Raw genomic sequence first — 20,677 nt, 5'->3', positions numbered from 1 at the left:
ACGAGCGGGCGCTGTTGGCTACTGCCGGGATTACTTCTTGAGGACGAGTTCGACCGGGGTTTCGATCACACCATCGGTGGCCTCGACCTTCTCGCCCTTGACCAGCTTCAGCGCATTCTGGATACCGAACACGGCTTGCTGGGCGGCGGCCTGGTCGGCGGTTGCGAGCACGCGACCGTCCTGCAGCATCGGCTTGATGGCTTCGATGTTGTCGTAGCCCACCACCAGCACTTTGCCGGCCTTGCCTGCCGCGCGTACGGCGGAGACGGCGCCCAGCGCCATGTTGTCGTTACCGGCCAGAAGTGCCTTGAGGTCCGGGTATTCGCTCAGCATCGCCGAGGCGACTTTCTGGCCCTGGTCGATTTCCCAGTTACCGGATTGAGTGGAGACGATCTTCATGCCTGCCGCATCCATCGCATCCTTGAAGCCTGCGGTCCGCTGCTGGGCGTTGGTGGTGGTCGGCACGCCTTCGATGATACCGACCTTGTCGCCCGCAGCCAGTTGCTTGGCCAGGTAGTCACCGACCAGCTTGGAGCCTTTGCGGTTGTCCGGGCCTACGAAGGGAATATCGAGTTTCTTGCTTTTCAGCACGTCCGGGTCCAGACGGTTGTCGATATTGACCACCTTGATGCCGGCATCCGAGGCTTTCTTCAGCACGGTGACCAGCGCCTTGGAATCGGCGGGTGCGATGACGATGGCGTTGACCTTGGCCAGGATCATCTGATTGACGATATCGATCTGCGCGCTGGTGTCGGTTTCGTTCTTGATGCCGTTGGTGATCATGTCGAAGTCGGCGGCGTGGGACTTCTGGTAGTCCTTGGCGCCCTCTTGCATGGTCACGAAAAATTCGTTGGCGAGGGACTTCATCACCAGGCCGACCTTGGGTTTGGCGGCAGCGTCGTCAGCGAATGCAGAAGAGAGAGGCAGGGCAGCGGATGCGGCGGCAAGCACAGCGACAGCGAGAAGACGTCCTGCAAATGGCAGCTTCATGGGTGTACTCCGATCTTATGATTATTGTGAGCAACGCTCGCGCCGAAGAAACATCTCGCAAACGTTTGCGTTGTCAGAACTATGAGAACCTTGTCGAGATTTGTCAACGGTCGGCACTCACCTTTCATCCTGAAGATACCGTTCACTCCGGCGCTGGTTGAAACGACAGGGCTGGCGACGATTTCACACAGAACCCCAGGTAATTACCATCAAGGCTTTCGGACAACCGAACATCAATGCCCCATGCGTTCGGAAAGCCGGACAGCAGCGTGTCAGAGGAGCCCGAACAAGCAATTTAAGTTGTTTTAAATCAATAAGTTATTTTATCCATTCTTTCATGATTGGCCTGGTACAAATCCTGCTATTTCTCAGCGCCTCGGACGTTCAGAGTCGCCCGGGTGTTCTGGATACATCTGCTACCGCACTCGTCAAAACCAGAGAGAAAAATAATGAAATCTGCATTGAAATCCTTTGTTCCTGGGGCGATGGCCCTCCTGCTGCTGTTCCCTGTCGCCGCTCAAGCGAAAGAAGTCGAGAGCAAGACCAAGCTCGCCAACGTGGTAATCCTCGCCACTGGCGGCACCATTGCCGGTGCGGGTGCCAGTGCTGCCAACAGCGCCACCTACCAGGCCGCCAAAGTCGGCATCGAACAATTGATCGCCGGTGTTCCTGAGCTTAGCCAGATCGCCAATGTACGCGGCGAACAAGTGATGCAAATTGCGTCGGAAAGCATCAATAACGAAAACCTGCTGCAACTGGGTCGCCGCGTCGCCGAATTGGCCGACAGCAAGGACGTGGATGGCATCGTGATCACCCACGGTACCGATACCCTCGAAGAAACCGCCTACTTCCTTAACCTGGTTGAAAAAACCGACAAGCCTATCGTGGTGGTCGGCTCCATGCGCCCGGGTACTGCGATGTCGGCGGACGGCATGCTCAACCTGTATAACGCCGTTGCCGTCGCCGGTAGCAAGGACGCACGCGGCAAAGGCGTGCTGGTGACCATGAACGACGAGATCCAATCGGGTCGCGACGTGAGCAAGATGATCAATATCAAGACCGAGGCGTTCAAGAGCCCGTGGGGCCCATTGGGCATGGTCGTTGAAGGCAAATCCTACTGGTTCCGCCTGCCGGCCAAGCGTCACACCCTGGATTCGGAATTCGACATCAAGACCATCAAGAGCCTGCCTGACGTTGAAATTGCCTACGGCTACGGCAACGTGAGCGACACGGCCTACAAAGCCCTGGCCCAAGCCGGCGCCAAAGCCATCATTCATGCCGGCACCGGCAATGGCTCGGTGTCGTCCAAGGTCGTTCCGGCGCTGGTGGAATTGCGTAAACAAGGCGTGCAGATCATCCGCTCTTCGCACGTCAATGCCGGTGGCATGGTGCTGCGCAACGCTGAACAGCCAGACGATAAATACGACTGGGTGGCAGCCCTTGACCTGAACCCGCAGAAGGCCCGCATCCTGGCAATGGTCGCCCTGACCAAGACTCAGGACAGCAAAGAGCTGCAACGGATATTCTGGGAATACTGATTCCAGACCTTCCTGAAAGGGTGGCGAGGTAGCGTGCTTCCTCGCCACATCAGGTTCACGCCTAAAACTTATTGCAACAAATCACAGCAAATTTCCAAATTCGCTGTCAGACGGACGTCTTTGAATTTAAGCAGTTGCGAAAATACCTACAGTTAAATACTGTATGTGCGTACAGCTTACTAAGGAATACTCCGTGGCAAAGCCCTCCTCCGCAGCACCCGCAGCGCCTGACGCCTACCAGCGCCTGGCCATTCGCGTACAAAAAATCATTAATTCGACCAACGCCCAGAAAGCCAAGGCGGCGTTGATCTTCCGCCTGCCGGATGAGCCCGAGGACGAGTGGGCGCGCCTGCTTGAAGAAATTGCGGAAAACGACAACGTTACTCTCGCCTACAGGGATGACGGCGGCGTGCAGATTTTCTGGGTTGTGCCGAAGGAAGATTGATTGAATGAGTGTCCGTTTTTTCGCTGTGTGCTGCCTGTTTTTTGCTGTCACCGCCAACGCCCAAGCCCCACGAACCTTCAGTGAAGCCAAGAAAATCGCCTGGAAGCTCTACGCCCCCCAATCCACCGAGTTTTATTGCGGCTGCAAATACGCCGGCAACCGCATTGACCTGAAAGCCTGCGGCTACATCCCGCGCAAGAACGCCAACCGCGCCGCGCGCATCGAGTGGGAACACATTGTGCCCGCCTGGCAGATCGGCCATCAGCGCCAGTGCTGGCAAAATGGCGGGCGTAAAAACTGCACGCGCCATGACGACGTGTTCAAGCGTGCCGAAGCCGACCTGCACAACCTGGTGCCGAGCGTCGGCGAGGTGAATGGCGACCGTAACAACTTCAGCTTCGGCTGGCTGCCGGTGCAAAGCGGGCAATACGGTTCATGCCTGACCCAGGTGGACTTCAAGGCCAAGAAGGTCATGCCGCGCCCATCGATTCGCGGGATGATCGCACGCACCTATTTTTATATGAGCAAGCAATACGGCCTGCGCCTGTCGAAACAGGATCGCCAACTGTATGAAGCCTGGAACAAGACCTACCCGGTGCAACCCTGGGAGCGCCAGCGCAACCAGACGGTGGGCTGTGTGATGGGCCGAGGCAATGAATTTGTCGGCCCGGTGAACCTGAAGGCCTGCGGCTGAGGGTGGGCGCAATCGGCGCCCACCCGACCCGTTACTGCGCGACCTTGTGTTCGATGACTTCCGACACGGTGTCGGTTTTCTTGGCCCGGGCCATCTTTTCGTTGAGCAGCGTCTGCTTGGCCTCAGCCTCGGCCTTGGTGGCAAACGGGCCAAGCAGCACCTGGTCCTTGCCGTCTGCCTTCACGATGTAAAAATTGAAACCATGCTCCAGCAACCAGGCGGTCAAGTCAGTGAGCGCCTGCAGCTTGTGATCCGGCGGGCCCACCCATACATCCCATTCCTGCGCGGCAATCGCACCGGTTTGTGGCTGGCTTTCGGTCACGACGGGCTTGGCCTTGGGGGCATTGACAGGCTCACCTTCGCCGCATCCGGCCAATGCCAACACTGCAATTGCCATCGCTACTTTACGCACTGCCCTGCTCCTTCGAAGATAAAGAGGCGACTTTACCATTCACTGTCTATTCTGGCCGTCATAAACGTTGGCTTAAACAATGCGAATCATGTATCGCGACCTGTATGATGCCGCCATGGGAATTAATGTCGCCTCTATGCGTCCTAAAAGAGGCAGTCACAGGGAAGCGCTTCGCAGTAAGCTACGCACATCCGACACCTGCCCTGTCTGAACATGTGTCCTTAAAAGTAATCAAGGAGAAGTCCATGCTTATACTCACCCGAAAAGTTGGTGAAAGCATAAACATCGGTGATGACATTACGATCACCATCCTGGGCGTTAGCGGCCAGCAAGTACGAATCGGCATCAACGCCCCCAAGGATGTTGCCGTGCATCGCGAGGAAATTTATCAGCGCATCCAGGCCGGCCTCACTGCGCCGGACAAAAACCAGACGCCTTGAAGCACCTCCAGTAGCCAGCCTTTTGCTTTACCGTAACGGCTGGCGAAAACCTGATCGGCCCATTCGCTTTTTTTATCCACGCTGTACGCCTCGTACATGTCCCCGCGCTGCAAGATGAAACTGCCATGATGCCAGGAACTTGTTGCATCATTCGCAGCCAAATCCCACGTCATCCTGCGGTCCGAGTGCATTCAGGAGCACGTCGATGAGGCCAACCGTTACACAGCCCATGGTTTCCCTGTCCTGGACAATCACCTTGCTGATAGGCCTGGTATTCCTGGCGCTCGGGTATGGACTGCGATTGGAAGTCCAGGGGGCTGTCGACGCGGCGGACCACTCGTGGCTGGACCTGGCATTACTGCTGTGCGCCTACCTGTTTGCGTTCTGCCTCAAGCCGATGCAGAAGACAGTCTTGCGCAAGTTATGCCAGCGTGAGGCGCATCGCGCGCATCAAAAAGCAACACGCTGACGGTCTTCCCCTTCCCGCACGGCCAGCCGGCCATCAGCTTCTCGCAGCACTTGCAGTCCTTCATACCCGTCGATACAGGCATGCTCGGTCTCTATGGCAGCCAGGTGCGTCGAGGTCACCACCATCACATCCGCTCCCGCCGCTTCTGCGGCTCGAATGCCGACCGTCGCATCCTCGAACACCAGGCAATCCTGCACCGGCACGCCCAGGCGCTGGGCACCGAGCACGTAACACGCCGGATCTGGCTTGCCGCTGGCGACATCTTCGGCCGTCACCATTATCGCCGGCACGGGAATACCCGCAGCTTCCATTCGGCGCAATGCCAATGCCTTGGGCGCAGATGTGACCAGCGCCCACTGCCCGGCAGGCAAGCGTTTGAGGAACTCAACCGCGCCGCCAATCGCCACGATGCCCTCGACATCGTTCACTTCAGCGTCGGTAATCCACGCCGCTTCGGCTTGAGCGTTTACGCCCGGCAACGCCTGGCGCGTGATCGTATCAATCGCGCGGGCGCCATGGATGGTGGTCAGGAACGCCTCCACATCCAGGCCATGGCGTTCGGCCCAACGGCTCCATACCCGCTCGGCGGCGGCAATGGAGTTGAGCAGGGTTCCGTCCATATCGAACAGAAAGGCCCGGTAATGCCGGGTAAATACGGCAGGATTTTGGCTGGACACGACGCGGCTTCCCCCCAGGTGTTCAAGCAAATGATCGATGCCATGCAATCTACGGTTCACCTCGCCACTTGTAAACGTTGCGAGGCGCCCGCCCCAAACCTTGAATGACGAACTTGTCATCATCCTGTTGGTTGGCTGTTCAGGTCGCCTGGTTACTGTGGACTCACTGCCGGCGGCTCATCAGGACCGGGAACACGTGCTGGACTACCGGGTGCAAGGCATCGGTTGCGCCAGTGACAATTGATCAGGCTAAACTGGCGCAACCCATTGAATCAGGGCATTTCCCATGAACATCCTCGTAGTCGAAGACGAACCCAAGGCCGGCAACTATCTGCTCAATGGCTTGCAGGAACTGGGCTACAGCGTCAGCCTGGCCCGCGATGGCGTGGACGGTTTGCACCAGGCCCTGGAAACGCCGTTCGACGTGATCGTGCTCGATGTGATGATGCCGAAAATGGATGGCTGGGAAGTGCTGCGCCGCCTGCGCAGGGAGGCCGATACGCCGGTGCTGTTCCTGACCGCCCGCGATGATATCGCTGACCGCATCAAGGGCCTGGAGCTGGGCGCCGACGATTATCTGATCAAGCCCTTCTCCTTCGCCGAACTGGTCGCGCGCCTGCGCACCCTGACCCGGCGCGGCCCGATTCGGGAAGAAGAACACCTGCAGATCGCCGACCTGCAAATCGACGTGCTCAAGCGCCGCGTCACCCGCGCCGGCACGCGCATTACCCTGACCAATAAAGAGTTCGCCCTGCTGCACCTGTTCGCCACCCACCAGGACCAGGTGCTGTCACGCTCGCTGATTGCCTCGCGGGTATGGGACATGAATTTCGACAGTGACACCAACGTGGTCGACGTGGCCGTGCGGCGCCTGCGCTTGAAAATCGACGATCCGTTCCAACTCAAGTTGATCCACAGCGTGCGTGGCATCGGCTACCGCTTCGATACCCAGCCATGAGCCGCAGCCGTCATTACTCGCTGACCCTGCGCCTGGCGTTGATCTTCGCCCTGCTCGCCTTTGCCTTGCTGGCCACCCTCGGCGTGGCCCTGTACCGCGAGCTGGAGCGCGAGTTGATCCGCCGCGACGACACCGCGCTGATCTCCCGCGTCGATCAACTGCGCAACCTGCTCAGCGACAGCAATACCCTGGACCTGATCAAGACCAAACCCGAGTTGTTCCAGAACATGCTCGGCAACCGTGAATCCGTATTGAGCATTGCGGCCCCCGGTCAACCCCCCTTGCTGCTGGTGAACCCGGCCAATATCGAACTGCCTGCGATAGAGCCGGTGCCCGGAAATCACGTACTGGCGCTGAGCGATGTACAGCACTTGCCGGGGCTCAACGGCATTCCCTTCTCGACGGTCGCGGCGACCATCAACGCCGGTGACCTGGGCAGCCTGCAAGTCACCAGCGGCCGCCTGATGACCGAGCGCACCGCGGTACTCGCCAGCTATCGACTGAGCGTTTATATCCTGGCGAGCATCGCCGCGATCATCCTGGCATTGGCCGGGTACCTGCTGGTGCATCGCGGCTTGCTGCCCTTGCGCCGCCTGGCCCGGCACGCGCAAGGGATCGGCGTCGGCAACCTGGCCGAGCGCCTCGACAGCGAGGGCGCCCCGAAAGAACTGCTACCGATGATCGAGTCGTTCAACACCATGCTTGAGCGTTTGTCCAAGGGCTTTGTGCAACTGGGCCAGGTCTCGACCGACATGGCCCACGAACTGCGCACGCCGATCAATAACCTGCTCGGCGAAACCCAGGTTGCCTTGCAGCAGCAGCGCAGCGTCGACAGCTACCAGCAACTGCTGGCGTCCAATGTCGAGGAGCTTGAACGCCTGGCGCGGATGCTCGACAACATGCTGTTCCTGGCGCGCACCGACCCGGCCAGCGCGTTGCGCCAACGCCAGGCGCTGGACGCGGCAGATGAAGTGGAGCGCATCGCCGATTATTTCGAAGGGTTGGCCGCTGACGCGGGCATGCACATCGTTGTCCAGGGCAAAGGCGTGATCTGGGCTGAGCCGATGCTCCTGCGCCGCGCCCTGGCGAACCTGTGCGCCAACGCCATCAAGTATGGAGCGCCGGGCTCGACGCTGAGCGTCCAAGCGATTGCAACCGACGAGGGCGTCAACGTGAGGGTCAGCAACCAGGGTGAGACCATTCCCGCCGAGCATCTGCCGCGGCTGTTCGAACGGTTCTACCGAGTGGATGAGTCCCGCGAGCGCTCCTCCCAATCCAATGGACTGGGGCTGTCGATCGTGGCCACCATCATGCAACTGCATAACGGGCGGTATCGGGTCAGCAGTGAGGACGGCATCACCACTTTCGAGCTGTTTTTTCCCGCTCGAGACTGAATCAGCTCACCCGACCACCTGTTTCCACGATATCCGCCTGGGTTTGCCAAGCCGCCAAGACCGCCAGGCGCAAGCCCTCCACCAACACAGGCAATTCCATCGACGGCTGACCGAACTGCGGCAAGCCCGGCACATGGATAAACCCACTGCGCACCGCAGAACCTGCCAGCGCATGCTGCAATCGATAAAACACCTGATTGCACACAAAAGTCCCCGCCGTCTGCGAAACCGAGGCCGCAATACCCGCCTCACGCACCGCCCTGACCATGCTCTTGATCGGCAATGTCGAGAAGTAAGCGGCCGGGCCACCCTCCACCACCGCCGTGTCAATCGGCTGGGCGCCCAGGTTGTCCGGGATGCGCGCATCATTGACGTTGATCGCGACGCGCTCGATGGAAATATCGCTGCGCCCGGGGCCCAGGCCGGTCGCGATGACCATGGCCGGTTGCAGCTCCTCAATCAGCTGAAGCAAGGTCTCTGCAGCAGTGGCGAAAGCGCAGGGCAATCGGCGCGCGACGATTCGCACGTCATCACTCAGTTCTACCCCTTCCAGCAGGCGCACCGCCTCCCAGGAGGGGTTCACCACGTCGTGGTCGAAAGGCTCGAAGCCGGTCAGCAATAGGGTTTTCATCCTGGCCTCACATCAACAGATAAAGCAGCACGATATTGACCACCAGCATCATCAACGCGGTGGGCAATTGGGCCTTGATCACCGCGTTCTTGTCCGGCAGTTCCAGCAATGCTGCCGGCACGATATTGAAGTTGGCCGCCATTGGTGTCATCAGCGTACCGCAGTAGCCGGAGAACATGCCGATCGCGGCCATGACCGCCGGGTTGCCGCCGTAGATGCCCACCAGCACCGGCACCCCGACGCCGCCGGTCATCACCGGGAACGCCGCGAAGCCGTTGCCCATGATCACCGTAAACAACGCCATGCCCAGCACATAGACCATTACCGCCACCAATTTGAAATCCAGATTGATGTAAGTGGTGGTGATGTGGGCGACCGCCGTGCCAACCCCGGCTTCATTGAACAACAGCCCGAGCATGGCCAGCATCTGCGGCAAAACCATGGCCCAGCCCAGCGCTTCGGTCAGGCGACGCGATTCGCGCAAGGCCTGCACGGGCGTATCGCGGGTCAGCCAGCAGGCGAGGCCAAGGGCGATCAGGCAGCCGATGCCGAGAGAGACAAAGGTGGTGTTCTTCGGATCGAGCAGCGGCACACCGCCGATTTCGGTGTGCTTGAGCAATACCGAGCCAATCACCGTGGTCAGCGGAATGGCCAGTGCGGGTATGAATAGCTTGTGACCCAGGCGAGCGGCACTGGCGCGGGACGCCTTGTCATGCAATTGCGCATGCTGGCCACGGCCGACGCCCCCCAGGCCGGCAATCAACGCCATCACCACGATGCCGCCACCGATGACCACCGAAGGCAGGCGCTCTCCCACCAGGAACGGAATGGCAAACAGCAGCCAGAACAGCGACGTCGACCAACGCTTGGGATGGGTGCGATCCAGCAGGATCATGCCCGCGGTGATCAGCAACAGCACACCGGCCAGCCAGTACAGGTATTGAATGGAAATAATCATTGCGCAGCCTCCACCGAGGGGGCGGCGCTCATCTCACGGGTCAACCGTCGATCAAATCGATGCAGTCGAATGGCATGAATGATAAAGGCACAGATCGCCGTCGGGATGCCCCACACCGCAATATGCAGCGGCTCCACATCGATCCCCGAGCCCAGCAGAAAGGTGTGCATCAAGGCGATCGCACCAAAGGCGACGAAGATGTCCTCACCGAAAAACAGCCCCACGTTGTCGGTGGCGGCGCACATGGCCAATACCTTGTGACGCAGCTTGTCCGGCAGCTTGCCGTAGCGTTTTTCCGCCGCACCTTCGGCCATCGGCGCGAGCAATGGCCGCACCATCTGCGGATGCCCACCCAGGCTGGTCAGCCCCATGGCCGCAGTGGATTCACGTACAAACAGATAGATGATCAGCAGACGCCCCACCGTCGCGCGCTCGAAACGGGCGATCCAGTTCTGTGCATGCACGCGCAGGCCATGTCGCTCCAACAGGCCAATCACCGCCAGCGGTAATAACAGGATCAATTGCAGCGCACGGGTCTGGAGGAAACCATCCCCCATGGTGGCGAGAATTTTCTCCAGCGGGAACTGGGCGGCGAGCCCGGTGGCGATAGCGGCGGCGGTAACCACCAGCAACGGATTGAAGCGCAATACAAAGCCGACCACGATGACAAGTACGCCGATCAACGGCCATAAATTCACAACAGTTTGCATGGCGAAGAGGTCCTTTAGTGCGCGCTGCGGCGCCATTACAGCAGGATGTGAGCAAAGGGCTCACAGCATGAAAGTGGCGTGCAGTCGGCTCGGTTTTTTTATTGTTGACCTGGAAGGTCGAGCAGTGGCGGCAACTTTGCTGCCTTGAGGCGGGAGGTGTCCAACAAGAAAAACTGTTGCTGCAGACCAATAAATTTTGTGGATATTGGTACTGCGCGATTGGGTAACTGGAGGGATTCGGGATTCGCCCTATACTCAACGATGATGCGCCTGCGCAGCATCCAGGGCGCTATTGTCGACAATGAGGGCTCCAGCTATGTATGCCGGTCAGATGAGCAGTATGGCGACAGCAATTGGCGAGATACGCTGCCAGATGGTGGTCCAGATCATTTGTCTGCTGTCGGTGGCGACGCTCTTCTGTTGACCGAGACACCAGCGCCGCAAGACGCTGTTGACCTGATCGTTCCCATGCTCTGCGTGGGAATGCCTCACTGGACGCTCTGCGTCCCGCTTTCAGCGCAAAATTCAGATCTGCGCAATGGTGACGGGGAGCGTCACGCGATGCATTCCCACGCGGAGCGAGGGAACGATCAAGTTTTGCAAAAGTTTTGCAAATCGCAGAAAGCAAAAAGGGGTCACCGTTTCCGATGACCCCTCTAGACCGCCCAGCAGAGCGGATTTTGTTTGGTAGGCGCGATTGGACTCGAACCAACGACCCCCACCATGTCAAGGTGGTGCTCTAACCAACTGAGCTACGTGCCTGCTGTGAGGCGGCATTCTACGGAATTCCGTAGGGGTGTCAACATCTTTTTTGCAGCTAACCCTATGAATATGCGAATTTTTTATTCGCGGGTCAGGCGCCCGTGAATTACGGGTGGCTGGCAGGCTATTTTCAACTCAGGTAGGATCGCCGCACTCGTAAAAAATATAAAACAGAGGTTCCAGGATGGCGAACACCCCCTACCCCCAGTCGTATTACGCCGCCTCCGCGAACGCGGTTCCGCCGCGTCCGGCGCTGCAAGGTGAGGTCGAAACCGATGTTTGTGTGATTGGCGCCGGTTATACCGGTCTTTCCAGCGCGCTGTTTTTGCTCGAGAACGGCTTTCGCGTGACGGTCCTGGAAGCCGCCAAGGTAGGTTTTGGTGCGTCCGGTCGTAATGGTGGGCAGATCGTCAATAGCTACAGCCGCGACATTGATGTCATCGAGCGCAGCGTCGGGCCCACGCAGGCGCAGCTGCTGGGTGAGATGGCCTTCGAGGGCGGCAGGATCATTCGTGAGCGCGTGGCCAAATATCAGATCCAGTGCGACTTGAAGGATGGCGGTGTGCTCGCCGCGCTCAACAGCAAGCACATGGGCCACCTGGAATCACAGAAGCGCCTATGGGAGCGTTACGGCCATACGCAACTGGAACTGCTGGATGAGCGTCGCATCCGCGAAGTCGTGGCGTGTGACAACTATGTAGGCGGCCTGCTGGACATGAGCGGTGGGCATATCCACCCACTCAACCTGGCATTGGGCGAAGCAGCGGCCGTCGAGTCCCTCGGCGGCACAATTTTTGAGCAGTCGGCCGCCGTGCGCATCGAGCGCGGCGCCAACCCGGTGGTGCATACCGCCGAAGGCAAGGTCAGGGCCAAGTTCATCATCGTTGCGGGCAATGCTTACCTGGGCAACCTGGTGCCGGAGCTGGCGGCCAAATCAATGCCGTGCGGCACCCAGGTGATTACCACTGCGCCATTGGGCGACGAATTGGCCAGGACCTTGTTGCCGCAGGACTACTGTGTCGAAGACTGCAATTACCTGCTCGACTACTACCGCCTCACGAGCGACAAGCGCCTGATCTTCGGCGGCGGCGTGGTGTATGGCGCACGGGACCCGGCGAATATCGAGGCGATCATCCGGCCAAAGATGCTCAAGGCGTTCCCGCAGCTCAAGGACGTGAGGATCGACTACGCCTGGACCGGCAATTTCCTGCTGACCCTGTCGCGTCTGCCGCAGGTGGGCCGCCTCGGCGACAACATCTATTACTCGCAAGGCTGCAGCGGCCATGGCGTGACGTATACGCACCTGGCCGGCAAGGTGCTGGCCGAGGCATTGAGAGGCCAGGCCGAGCGCTTTGACGCCTTTGCCGACCTGCCCCACTACCCGTTCCCGGGTGGACAGCTGTTGCGCACGCCCTTTGCCGCAATGGGCGCGTGGTATTACGGGCTGCGGGACAAGCTGGGTTTTTGATGAACAAGGGGAGCCGGTTCGCCGGCTTCTTGCCCGGAACGACAAATCGCGAACACAAAAAACCCCGGTCTTTCGACCAGGGTCTTTGCTATCGAATCAAGGTCCGCCAATGGCTTCGCTTGTGCTTCAAGGCGTTCAGTGGGCCTTGAAGCTGATATGGCGCAGCGGACGGGACTCGAACCCGCGACCCCCGGCGTGACAGGCCGGTATTCTAACCGACTGAACTACCGCTGCGTATCGCTTGGCTGACTGAGCGTAAAGCCTCAATCACCTTTAAACATCTGATCGATCAACCTGGGTTGTCCAATCTCAAGTCCGACACATCGAACCTGGAAAATATGGCGCAGCGGACGGGACTCGAACCCGCGACCCCCGGCGTGACAGGCCGGTATTCTAACCGACTGAACTACCGCTGCGCGTCGGTGCAACCTTTAACGTTGCGTCTTGCCCTAAGGCAAAACTCTCAAGAAGTGGTGGGTGATGACGGGATCGAACCGCCGACCCTCTGCTTGTAAGGCAGATGCTCTCCCAGCTGAGCTAATCACCCTTTGCTTCGTTGAGGCCGCGAAATTTACGCAGATAGCGGACCTAAGTCAATAGCCCGCTTGAAGTTTTTCTGAAAAAGACAAAAATGCTTCAAGACCGCCCTACTCGCTGTAGATCATCTTCTTGCTCATGCCGCCGTCCACCACGAACTCCTGTCCGGTGACAAACCCGGCCTGGCGCGACAGCAGCCACGCCACCATGGCCGCCACGTCCTCCACCGTCCCTACCCGGCCCGCCGGATGCTGCGCATGGTCGGCATCGGTAAGCGGCTCGGCCCGCCGCGCAGCAGGATCTCGCGCATCGATCCAGCCGGGGCTGACCGCATTGACCCGCACTTCCGGCCCCAGGCTCATCGCCAGGGCGTGAGTCAGCGCCAGCAGGCCACCCTTGCTCGCCGCGTAGGCTTCGGTGTCCGGCTCCGACTGGCGGGCCCGTGTCGAGGCCAAATTGACGATAGCGCCACCATGGGCGCGCAGGTACGGCGCGCAATGCTTGGCCAGCAGCATCGGCCCACTGAGATTGACTGCCAGCACGCGGTTCCAGTACGCCAGGTCAAGGCTTTCCAGGGTGATATTGCGTGGATCGGCCACCGCCGCATTGCACACCAGCGCATCCAGGCGCCCAAACTGCCCCAATACCTCGGCGACACCCTGGGCCACTTGCTTCTCGTCGGCCACGTCCATGGTGATAAACCAGGCATTCTCGCCCAGCACCTTGGACACCTTGGAACCGCGCTCGCGGTCCAGGTCGGTCAACACCACCTGCCAGCCTTCGCTGATCAGCCACGCGGCAATCCCGAGGCCAATGCCGCGCGCGGCACCGGTCACCAGTGCAACGCGCCCATTACTGGCCGCTGCGGCCTCCATGGACCACTCGATCACAAAGCCGCCAGGCCGCGGGCCAGGTCAGCCTGCAAGTCGGCGACATCTTCCAGCCCGACCGCGACGCGAATCAGGCTGTCACGGATGCCCGCCGCTTCGCGCTCATGCGGCGCCAGGCGCCCGTGGGAGGTGGTGCCCGGGTGCGTGATGGTGGTTTTGCTGTCGCCCAGGTTGGCGGTGATCGAGATCAGTCGCGTGGCATCGATAAAGCGCCAGGCGCCCTCTTTGCCGCCCTTCACCTCGAAACTCACCACTGCGCCGAAACCGCGCTGCTGGCGCTGGGCCAATGCGTGCTGCGGATGACTCTTGAGGCCGGCGTAATGCACCTTCTCGATACCGTCCTGCTGTTCCAGCCACTCGGCCAGGGCCTGGGCGTTGGCGCAATGGGCCTTCATGCGCAGGCCGAGGGTTTCCAGGCCTTTGAGGAAGATCCACGCATTGAACGGACTCAGGGTCGGGCCGGCGGTGCGCAGGAAGCCCACCACTTCCTTCATCTGCTCGCTGCGACCGGCCACCACGCCGCCCATGCAACGGCCCTGGCCGTCGATGAACTTGGTGGCCGAGTGCACCACGATGTCCGCGCCCAACTTCAACGGCTGTTGCAGGGCCGGGGTGCAGAAGCAGTTATCCACGATCAGCATCGCGCCCTTGGCGTGCGCCACTTCGGACAGCGCGGCGATATCCACCAGCTCAGCCAGCGGATTGGACGGCGACTCGACGAACAGCAGCTTTGTATTGGCCTTGATCGCCGCATCCCACCCGGACACATCCGCCAGGGGCACGTAGTCCACTTCGATACCGAAGCGCTTGAAATACTTCTCGAACAGGCTGATGGTCGAACCGAACACGCTGCGCGACACCAGCACGTGGTCGCCGGCGCTGCAGAGGCTCATCACCACCGCCAGGATGGCAGCCATGCCGGTCGCCGTGGCCACCGCCTGCTCTGCGCCTTCCAGGGCGGCGATGCGCTCTTCGAACGCACGTACGGTCGGGTTGGTATAGCGCGAGTAAACGTTGCCCGGCACTTCACCGGCAAAGCGCGCGGCGGCGTCGGCCGCCGTGCGGAACACATAACTGGAGGTGAAGAACATCGGGTCACCGTGCTCACCTTCCGGGGTACGGTGCTGGCCGGCGCGCACAGCCAGGGTATCGAAAGCTACGCCATCGAGGTCGCTGTCCAACCGACCGGCATCCCATTCCTGACTCATGCTGCCACTCCTCACATATTCTTTATTTAAGATACAAAACCGGCCCCTCAGGGCCGGTGTCTACTCAGTTGTTGTACAGATCGATGATCGCACTGACCGCCTGGGTCTTGATCTTCGACGAGTCGTTGCGCGCCTGCTCGATCTTGTTCAGGTAGGCGTCATCGATATCACCGGTCACGTACTTGCCATCGAACACGGCGCAGTCGAACTCGGCGATCTTGATCTTGCCGCCGCCCACCGCCTCGATCAGGTCAGACAGGTCCTGGTAGATCAACCAGTCGGCACCGATCAGGTCAGCCACGTCTTGCGTAGAACGATTGTGGGCGATCAGTTCGTGGGCGCTCGGCATGTCGATACCGTACACGTTCGGGTAGCGCACGGCAGGCGCCGCAGAACAGAAGTACACGTTCTTCGCGCCGGCTTCACGGGCCATCTGGATGATCTGCTTGCAGGTGGTGCCGCGTACGATCGAGTCATCCACCAGCATAACGTTCTTGCCGCGGAATTCCAGCTCGATGGCGTTCAGCTTCTGGCGTACCGATTTCTTGCGTGCGGCCTGGCCGGGCATGATGAAGGTACGGCCGATGTAGCGGTTCTTGACGAAGCCTTCGCGGAACTTGACACCCAGGTGGTTGGCCAGCTCCAGCGCGGCGGTACGGCTGGTGTCCGGGATGGGGATGACCACATCGATGTCGTGCTCGGGACGCTCACGCAGGATCTTGTCGGCCAGCTTCTCACCCATGCGCAGGCGTGCTTTGTAGACCGATACGCCGTCGATGATCGAGTCCGGACGCGCCAGGTAGACGTGTTCGAAGATGCATGGCGTGAGTGTCGGCGCAACCGCGCACTGACGGGTGTGCAGCTTGCCGTCTTCAGTGATGTAGACCGCTTCACCGGGTGCCAGGTCGCGGATCAACGTGAAGCCCAGCACATCCAGGGATACGCTTTCGGAGGCGATCATGTACTCGACGCCTTCGTCGGTGTGACGCTGGCCGAACACGATCGGGCGGATGCCGTGGGGGTCACGGAAACCAACGATGCCGTAACCGGTGATCATCGCCACCACGGCATAACCACCGACGCAACGGTTGTGCACGTCGATCACCGCCGCGAACACGTCTTCTTCGGTGGGCTGCAGCTTGCCGCGCTGGGCCAGCTCGTGGGCGAACACGTTGAGCAGCACTTCCGAGTCGGAACTGGTGTTGACGTGGCGCAGGTCGGATTCGTAAATCTCCTTGGCCAGCTGTTCAACGTTGGTCAGGTTGCCGTTATGCGCCAAGGTAATGCCGTAAGGCGAGTTGACGTAGAACGGTTGAGCTTCGGCCGAGGTCGAGCTACCGGCGGTCGGGTAACGCACATGGCCAATGCCCATGTGCCCGACCAGGCGCTGCATATGACGCTGGTGGAACACGTCACGTACCAGGCCATTGTCCTTGCGCAGGAATAACCGGCCGTCGTGGCTGGTCACAATACCGGCAGCGTCCTGGCCGCGGTGCTGGAGGACGGTTAGCGCGTCATACAGCGCCTGATTGACGTTCGACTTACCGACGATACCGACGATGCCACACATGCGACGCAACCCCTACTTAATGAATCTTGACTGAACACTCTTACTGAGGCGTTTTGGCCGGCAAAAGGTGTTCCTTGAACGGAAGATCAGCGGGTACGCTGATTCCGCTGGCCAGCCACTGACTGCTCCACCCCAGAATGAGGTTCTTGGACCAATCTGCAACCAATAGAAATTTTGGCACGAGTACCGACTCCTGCCACCACGCATCCTGCTGTACCGGCCCCAGGCTCAACAGCCCGACCGCCACGACCACCAGCAACGCGCCACGCGCGGCGCCGAAGGCCATGCCGAGAAATCGATCGGTCCCGGACAGGCCGGTGACACGTATCAACTCGCCAATCAGATAATTGACCATTGCCCCCACCAGCAGCGTGGCGATGAACATGATGGCGCAGCCCGCGATGACGCGAGCCGAAGGCGTCTCTATGTACCCGGCCAGGTAGACCGACAGTGAACCACCGAACATCCAGGCTACGACTCCTGCGATGATCCAGGTCAGCAACGACAGTGCTTCTTTGACGAAGCCGCGGCTCAGACTGATCAACGCGGAGATGGCGACGATTGCAACGATCGCCCAATCAACCCAGGTAAATGGCACAGTGCAGCCTACGTACGGATAAGGCGGCGCATTTTAGCAGAGCGCCGGGCTATCGGTAAGCGGTGATTACGGGTGCTTTGCAAATCAATCAATTGGGCAGTGGGAACACCGTTTCAAGACCACTGGAAACCAATGTGGGAGGGGGCTTGCCCCCGATGGCGGTGGTTCAGTATCAGCTGTGCTGACTGATCCACCGCTATCGGGGGCAAGCCCCCTCCCACATTTGACTGCATTCCAGGCTGAAATCGAAGGAACTCAACCGCGCTCAGGCTGGAAACGGGTCACAAACCCCTTGAGGTTCTGCTGGCGATCGAGCAAATCGCGCAGGCGATCCGCTTCGGCGCGCTCGATCAGCGGCCCGATAAACACACGGTTCTTGCCATCGGCGCTGCGGATATACGCGTTGTAGCCCTGGGCCCGCAGCTTTTTCTGCAAGGCGTCGGCGCCTTCGCGGTTGCCCAGGCTGGCCACTTGAATCGACCAACTGATCGGCAACCCATTCGGGTCGATACGACTCTGACCTACGTCCGGCTTGCCCGGCGCGGCAGGCTGTGGCGCGACCGGCTTGGGCGCAGGTGTCGGCGCGGCAGGCTTGGCGGCTGCGACAGGCGCTGACGGAGCCGGTTTGACCACAGGAACACTCGGCTGCACCGGCATGGAAGGCGCCTGCTGGGCAGCGACCTCGGCATCGGTCGGCACGGGCTCTTCCTCAGGCAGGGCCTGCGGTTCAGGCACCACCACCGGTTCCACCTGAACCTGGGGCACCACCGGCGCCTGAGGCGCAGCGGGCGCTTCAACCACCACCTGGCGCTGTTCGTCCTGACGGGAAAACAGCATCGGCAGGAAAATCACCGCCAATGCCACCAACACCAAGGCTCCGACCATTCGCTGCTTGTATGCGCTATCGAGTAATGCCATGTGCAGCTTCCTCCGTGGAGCGCCGGGCCAGCCATTCGAGCGCCTCGGCAACACAATAAAATGATCCGAACAACAGAATCTCGTCGTCGGCCGTCGCCACCGCACATTGCGCCTCAAGGGCGGCAGTGACGCTTGCATACGACGCCACCGGCGCACCAAGGTTCTGCAAGGCAACCTGCAGTTCAGCTGCCGCACGGCTACGCGGCGTATCCAGCGGCGCAACGGCCCATGACTCAACGCTGGCGAGCAACGGCGCAACCACGCCATCAAGATCCTTGTCAGCCAGCAAGCCGAACACCGCCAGGCGACGGCCGGACAATGGCGTGCGCATCAGCCGTTGCGCCAGGTATTCTGCAGCGTGGGGGTTATGACCCACATCCAGCAGCAGGTTAAGACGCTTGCCTTGCCACTCGACGGTGCGCCGATCCAGGCGCCCCACAACCCGCGTCGCCAGCAGGGTTGCGGCAATTTGCCCGGCATTCCACGGCAGATCCAGCAACAGATAGGCTTGCAGCGCCAGCGCGGCATTCTCCATCGGCAGGTTCAGCAGCGGCAAATCGCGCAGCACTACCTGTTGACCCCGAGCATCGCGCCCGGACCATTGCCAATGCTGATCGTTGATCTGGAGATTGAAGTCGCGCCCGCGCAGGTAGAACGGGCAATCGAGCTCCCGCACCTTGTCCAGCAAGGGTTGCGGTGGGTCTGGATCACCGCACAGCGCAGGTTTGCCGGGGCGAAAGATCCCGGCCTTTTCGTAAGCCACGGATTCGCGGGTATCGCCCAGGTAATCGACATGGTCGACACCGATACTGGTGACCAGCGCCACGTCGGCGTCCACCACATTGACCGTGTCCAGACGCCCGCCCAGGCCCACTTCCAGCACGACGATATCGAGTTGCGCACGCTCGAACAGCCACAGCGCCGCCAGGGTGCCCATCTCGAAATAGGTCAGGGAAATGTCGCCACGCCCGGCATCGAGGGCGGCGAAGGCTTCGCAGAGTTGCGCGTCGCTCGCGTCGACGCCATTGAGCTGCACCCGCTCGTTATAGCGCAGCAGGTGCGGCGAACTGTAGACGCCGACTTTCAGCCCCTGGGCCTGCAGCAGCGCGGCGACAAAGGCGCAGGTCGAGCCTTTGCCGTTGGTGCCTGTTACGGTGATAACACGCGGTGCCGGGCGCCCCAACCCCAGGCGGGCCGCTACCTGTTGCGAGCGCTCCAGGCCCATGTCGATGGCGGACGGATGCAACTGCTCGAGGTAGGCGAGCCATTCGCCCAGGGTACGTTGGGTCATAGGTTTGCCGGCACCGGCGGCACGACAATCGGCTCGACTTTAGGCGCGACGTAGACAGGCGTTGGCAGGCCCATCATTTGCGCCAGCAGGTTACCCAGGCGTGGCCGCAGCTCACCGCGCGGGATAATCAGGTCGATGGCGCCGTGTTCGAGCAGGAACTCGCTGCGCTGGAAACCTTCCGGTAATTTTTCACGCACGGTCTGCTCGATGACGCGCGGGCCGGCAAAGCCGATCAGGGCCTTGGGCTCGCCGACGATCACGTCGCCCAGCATCGCCAGGCTGGCGGAAACGCCGCCGTATACCGGGTCGGTCAATACCGAGATGAACGGAATGCCTTCTTCGCGCAGACGCGCCAATACCGCCGAGGTCTTGGCCATTTGCATCAGGGAAATCAGCGCTTCCTGCATACGCGCGCCACCGGAGGCGGCGAAGCAGATCATCGGGCAGCGGTTTTCCAGGGCATAGTTGGCGGCGCGCACGAAACGCTCGCCGACGATGGCACCCATGGAGCCGCCCATGAAGGAGAATTCGAACGCCGACACCACCACCGGCATGCCCAGCAACTTGCCGCTGACGGAGATCAGCGCGTCTTTCTCGCCGGTCTGCTTCTGCGCGCCGACCAGACGGTCCTTGTACTTCTTGCTGTCGCGGAACTTGAGACGGTCAACCGGCTCCAGGTCAGCGCCCAGCTCGTTGCGGCCGTCGGCGTCGAGGAAGATGTCGATACGCGCGCGCGCGCCAATACGCATGTGGTGGTTGCACTTGGGGCAAACGTCCAGGGTCTTTTCCAGCTCCGGGCGGTACAGCACCGCGTCGCAGGATGGGCACTTGTGCCACAGACCTTCAGGAACCGAGCTTTTCTTCACCTCGGAACGCATGATCGAAGGGATCAGTTTGTCTACTAACCAGTTGCTCATGCTTTCTTTCTCCAGTACCGGTGGCTTGAACACAGCCCCGCGTATGCCCTTGAGCTAAATTCATATGTGGCGATGATGTCGGCGGGACGGGGTCAGAGGTTCGACCAGCCATTTCCCGCCTGTATCCTCAGCCTTCCAGACAACCTGCCAGCGCAGGGTTGCCACTTCGTTTCCGGGCCTCCCGCGGGCGGCGCCGGTGCTG

General features: G+C 60.5%; 22 protein-coding genes and 4 tRNA genes. 9 read left to right on the top strand and 17 right to left on the bottom strand.

Annotated features, from left to right (window positions below; genetic code table 11):
• Window positions 1-30: 30 nt before the first annotated feature.
• Window positions 31-990 (bottom strand): sugar ABC transporter substrate-binding protein, encoded by a 960-nt coding sequence (locus J1G34_RS09360; protein WP_065892480.1) that lies wholly within the window; start codon window positions 988-990, stop codon window positions 31-33.
• A 449-nt stretch (window positions 991-1,439) separates the two neighbouring features.
• Here J1G34_RS09360 and J1G34_RS09355 point away from each other — a divergent pair, with 449 nt between their 5' ends.
• The 3 genes from J1G34_RS09355 (at window position 1,440) to J1G34_RS09345 (ending at window position 3,667) form a co-directional block, all read left to right on the top strand.
• Window positions 1,440-2,528: an asparaginase gene (locus J1G34_RS09355; protein ID WP_065887159.1), complete on the top strand. Its 1,089-nt coding sequence runs from the start codon at window positions 1,440-1,442 to the stop codon at window positions 2,526-2,528.
• Between the two features lie 193 nt (window positions 2,529-2,721).
• Window positions 2,722-2,973 carry a DUF1654 domain-containing protein gene (locus J1G34_RS09350; RefSeq protein ID WP_170827563.1) on the top strand — a complete coding sequence of 84 codons (252 nt, stop codon included), beginning with the start codon at window positions 2,722-2,724 and terminating at the stop codon, window positions 2,971-2,973.
• Window positions 2,974-2,977: 4 nt separating this feature from the next.
• Window positions 2,978-3,667: an endonuclease gene (locus J1G34_RS09345; RefSeq protein WP_065892479.1), complete on the top strand. Its 690-nt coding sequence runs from the start codon at window positions 2,978-2,980 to the stop codon at window positions 3,665-3,667.
• A gap of 31 nt (window positions 3,668-3,698) precedes the next feature.
• Here J1G34_RS09345 and J1G34_RS09340 read toward each other — a convergent pair whose 3' ends face one another.
• A complete protein-coding gene (locus J1G34_RS09340; protein WP_065887156.1) occupies window positions 3,699-4,064 on the bottom strand; it encodes an SPOR domain-containing protein in 366 nt (121 codons plus the stop codon).
• A gap of 260 nt (window positions 4,065-4,324) precedes the next feature.
• Between J1G34_RS09340 and csrA the strand changes: the two genes are divergently transcribed.
• Together csrA and J1G34_RS09330 are read left to right on the top strand one after the other, a co-directional pair.
• A complete protein-coding gene (gene csrA / locus J1G34_RS09335; RefSeq protein WP_003192511.1) occupies window positions 4,325-4,519 on the top strand; it encodes a carbon storage regulator CsrA in 195 nt (64 codons plus the stop codon).
• A 205-nt stretch (window positions 4,520-4,724) separates the two neighbouring features.
• Entirely contained in the window at window positions 4,725-4,988 is a 264-nt protein-coding gene (locus tag J1G34_RS09330; protein ID WP_065887155.1) for a hypothetical protein, read from the top strand.
• On the opposite strand, the gene J1G34_RS09325 is transcribed toward J1G34_RS09330, so the two are convergent.
• The gene (locus tag J1G34_RS09325; RefSeq protein WP_122462788.1) at window positions 4,970-5,665 is read right to left on the bottom strand and encodes an HAD-IA family hydrolase; all 696 of its coding nucleotides are present in this window, start codon (window positions 5,663-5,665) and stop codon (window positions 4,970-4,972) included. The two genes, J1G34_RS09330 and J1G34_RS09325, sit on opposite strands and share 19 nt — an antisense overlap.
• A gap of 100 nt (window positions 5,666-5,765) precedes the next feature.
• Between J1G34_RS09325 and J1G34_RS09320 the strand changes: the two genes are divergently transcribed.
• The 3 genes from J1G34_RS09320 to J1G34_RS09310 are packed head-to-tail and all read left to right on the top strand — an operon-like array spanning window position 5,766 to window position 8,017.
• Window positions 5,766-5,909: a hypothetical protein gene (locus J1G34_RS09320; RefSeq protein WP_158254510.1), complete on the top strand. Its 144-nt coding sequence runs from the start codon at window positions 5,766-5,768 to the stop codon at window positions 5,907-5,909.
• A gap of 42 nt (window positions 5,910-5,951) precedes the next feature.
• Complete coding sequence (locus J1G34_RS09315) at window positions 5,952-6,623, top strand: heavy metal response regulator transcription factor (protein WP_065887152.1); 672 nt, start codon at window positions 5,952-5,954, stop codon at window positions 6,621-6,623.
• On the top strand, window positions 6,620-8,017 hold the full coding sequence (locus tag J1G34_RS09310; RefSeq protein ID WP_065935859.1) for a heavy metal sensor histidine kinase: 1,398 nt from the start codon (window positions 6,620-6,622) through the stop codon (window positions 8,015-8,017). The genes J1G34_RS09315 and J1G34_RS09310 overlap by 4 nt, the downstream gene beginning before the upstream one ends.
• Window position 8,018: 1 nt before the next feature.
• On the opposite strand, the gene pcp is transcribed toward J1G34_RS09310, so the two are convergent.
• From pcp to J1G34_RS09290, 4 genes are all read right to left on the bottom strand, one after another.
• Window positions 8,019-8,648, bottom strand: coding sequence for a pyroglutamyl-peptidase I (gene pcp / locus J1G34_RS09305; RefSeq protein ID WP_222993855.1), 630 nt, complete (start codon window positions 8,646-8,648; stop codon window positions 8,019-8,021).
• Between the two features lie 7 nt (window positions 8,649-8,655).
• Window positions 8,656-9,606 carry a DUF979 domain-containing protein gene (locus J1G34_RS09300; RefSeq protein ID WP_065935857.1) on the bottom strand — a complete coding sequence of 317 codons (951 nt, stop codon included), beginning with the start codon at window positions 9,604-9,606 and terminating at the stop codon, window positions 8,656-8,658.
• Window positions 9,603-10,316: a DUF969 domain-containing protein gene (locus J1G34_RS09295; protein ID WP_065896102.1), complete on the bottom strand. Its 714-nt coding sequence runs from the start codon at window positions 10,314-10,316 to the stop codon at window positions 9,603-9,605. Before J1G34_RS09295 ends, J1G34_RS09300 begins: the two co-directional genes overlap by 4 nt.
• Window positions 10,317-11,001: 685 nt before the next feature.
• Window positions 11,002-11,078: transfer RNA gene (locus J1G34_RS09290), tRNA-Val, on the bottom strand.
• Between the two features lie 184 nt (window positions 11,079-11,262).
• Here J1G34_RS09290 and J1G34_RS09285 point away from each other — a divergent pair.
• On the top strand, window positions 11,263-12,546 hold the full coding sequence (locus J1G34_RS09285) for an NAD(P)/FAD-dependent oxidoreductase (protein WP_122561044.1): 1,284 nt from the start codon (window positions 11,263-11,265) through the stop codon (window positions 12,544-12,546).
• 157 nt (window positions 12,547-12,703) lie between these two features.
• Here the strand turns inward: J1G34_RS09285 and J1G34_RS09280 are convergent.
• The 10 genes from J1G34_RS09280 to accD all read right to left on the bottom strand — a co-directional run bounded on the left by J1G34_RS09280 (window position 12,704) and on the right by accD (window position 20,475).
• Window positions 12,704-12,780, bottom strand: a tRNA-Asp gene (locus J1G34_RS09280).
• 105 nt (window positions 12,781-12,885) lie between these two features.
• Window positions 12,886-12,962: transfer RNA gene (locus tag J1G34_RS09275), tRNA-Asp, on the bottom strand.
• Between the two features lie 55 nt (window positions 12,963-13,017).
• Window positions 13,018-13,093, bottom strand: a tRNA-Val gene (locus J1G34_RS09270).
• Window positions 13,094-13,193: 100 nt separating this feature from the next.
• Entirely contained in the window at window positions 13,194-13,958 is a 765-nt protein-coding gene (locus J1G34_RS09265) for an SDR family oxidoreductase (RefSeq protein ID WP_065892472.1), read from the bottom strand.
• Window positions 13,959-13,969: 11 nt separating this feature from the next.
• Window positions 13,970-15,181: an O-succinylhomoserine sulfhydrylase gene (locus J1G34_RS09260; protein ID WP_065935854.1), complete on the bottom strand. Its 1,212-nt coding sequence runs from the start codon at window positions 15,179-15,181 to the stop codon at window positions 13,970-13,972.
• 64 nt (window positions 15,182-15,245) lie between these two features.
• Window positions 15,246-16,751 carry an amidophosphoribosyltransferase gene (gene purF, locus J1G34_RS09255; RefSeq protein ID WP_065892470.1) on the bottom strand — a complete coding sequence of 502 codons (1,506 nt, stop codon included), beginning with the start codon at window positions 16,749-16,751 and terminating at the stop codon, window positions 15,246-15,248.
• A 40-nt stretch (window positions 16,752-16,791) separates the two neighbouring features.
• Window positions 16,792-17,349, bottom strand: a complete 558-nt coding sequence (locus J1G34_RS09250; protein WP_003234314.1) for a CvpA family protein — start codon at window positions 17,347-17,349, stop codon at window positions 16,792-16,794.
• Between the two features lie 255 nt (window positions 17,350-17,604).
• Window positions 17,605-18,267, bottom strand: a complete 663-nt coding sequence (locus J1G34_RS09245) for an SPOR domain-containing protein (protein WP_122484327.1) — start codon at window positions 18,265-18,267, stop codon at window positions 17,605-17,607.
• Window positions 18,251-19,558: a bifunctional tetrahydrofolate synthase/dihydrofolate synthase gene (gene folC, locus J1G34_RS09240; RefSeq protein WP_065895783.1), complete on the bottom strand. Its 1,308-nt coding sequence runs from the start codon at window positions 19,556-19,558 to the stop codon at window positions 18,251-18,253. The genes J1G34_RS09245 and folC overlap by 17 nt, the downstream gene beginning before the upstream one ends.
• Complete coding sequence (accD, locus tag J1G34_RS09235; protein ID WP_005789754.1) at window positions 19,555-20,475, bottom strand: acetyl-CoA carboxylase, carboxyltransferase subunit beta; 921 nt, start codon at window positions 20,473-20,475, stop codon at window positions 19,555-19,557. Before accD ends, folC begins: the two co-directional genes overlap by 4 nt.
• Between the last annotated feature and the right edge of the window lie 202 nt (window positions 20,476-20,677).

This window comes from Pseudomonas sp. Wu6 (assembly GCF_019891515.1).
Taxonomy (GTDB): Bacteria; Pseudomonadota; Gammaproteobacteria; order Pseudomonadales; family Pseudomonadaceae; genus Aquipseudomonas; species Aquipseudomonas orientalis_A.
This window is presented reverse-complemented; position numbering and strand designations above follow the sequence as displayed.

Coding starts and splice junctions, on each gene's coding strand:
- J1G34_RS09355 (WP_065887159.1), top strand. CDS start 1,440: ATGAAATCTGCATTGAAATCCTTTGTTCCTGGGGCGATGGCCCTCCTG.
- purF (WP_065892470.1), bottom strand. CDS start 16,751: ATGTGTGGCATCGTCGGTATCGTCGGTAAGTCGAACGTCAATCAGGCG.
- J1G34_RS09310 (WP_065935859.1), top strand. CDS start 6,620: ATGAGCCGCAGCCGTCATTACTCGCTGACCCTGCGCCTGGCGTTGATC.
- J1G34_RS09260 (WP_065935854.1), bottom strand. CDS start 15,181: ATGAGTCAGGAATGGGATGCCGGTCGGTTGGACAGCGACCTCGATGGC.
- J1G34_RS09245 (WP_122484327.1), bottom strand. CDS start 18,267: ATGGCATTACTCGATAGCGCATACAAGCAGCGAATGGTCGGAGCCTTG.
- csrA (WP_003192511.1), top strand. CDS start 4,325: ATGCTTATACTCACCCGAAAAGTTGGTGAAAGCATAAACATCGGTGAT.
- J1G34_RS09340 (WP_065887156.1), bottom strand. CDS start 4,064: ATGGCAATTGCAGTGTTGGCATTGGCCGGATGCGGCGAAGGTGAGCCT.
- folC (WP_065895783.1), bottom strand. CDS start 19,558: ATGACCCAACGTACCCTGGGCGAATGGCTCGCCTACCTCGAGCAGTTG.
- J1G34_RS09360 (WP_065892480.1), bottom strand. CDS start 990: ATGAAGCTGCCATTTGCAGGACGTCTTCTCGCTGTCGCTGTGCTTGCC.
- J1G34_RS09300 (WP_065935857.1), bottom strand. CDS start 9,606: ATGATTATTTCCATTCAATACCTGTACTGGCTGGCCGGTGTGCTGTTG.
- J1G34_RS09295 (WP_065896102.1), bottom strand. CDS start 10,316: ATGCAAACTGTTGTGAATTTATGGCCGTTGATCGGCGTACTTGTCATC.
- J1G34_RS09330 (WP_065887155.1), top strand. CDS start 4,725: ATGAGGCCAACCGTTACACAGCCCATGGTTTCCCTGTCCTGGACAATC.
- J1G34_RS09265 (WP_065892472.1), bottom strand. CDS start 13,958: ATGGAGGCCGCAGCGGCCAGTAATGGGCGCGTTGCACTGGTGACCGGT.
- J1G34_RS09345 (WP_065892479.1), top strand. CDS start 2,978: ATGAGTGTCCGTTTTTTCGCTGTGTGCTGCCTGTTTTTTGCTGTCACC.
- J1G34_RS09315 (WP_065887152.1), top strand. CDS start 5,952: ATGAACATCCTCGTAGTCGAAGACGAACCCAAGGCCGGCAACTATCTG.
- pcp (WP_222993855.1), bottom strand. CDS start 8,648: ATGAAAACCCTATTGCTGACCGGCTTCGAGCCTTTCGACCACGACGTG.
- accD (WP_005789754.1), bottom strand. CDS start 20,475: ATGAGCAACTGGTTAGTAGACAAACTGATCCCTTCGATCATGCGTTCC.
- J1G34_RS09285 (WP_122561044.1), top strand. CDS start 11,263: ATGGCGAACACCCCCTACCCCCAGTCGTATTACGCCGCCTCCGCGAAC.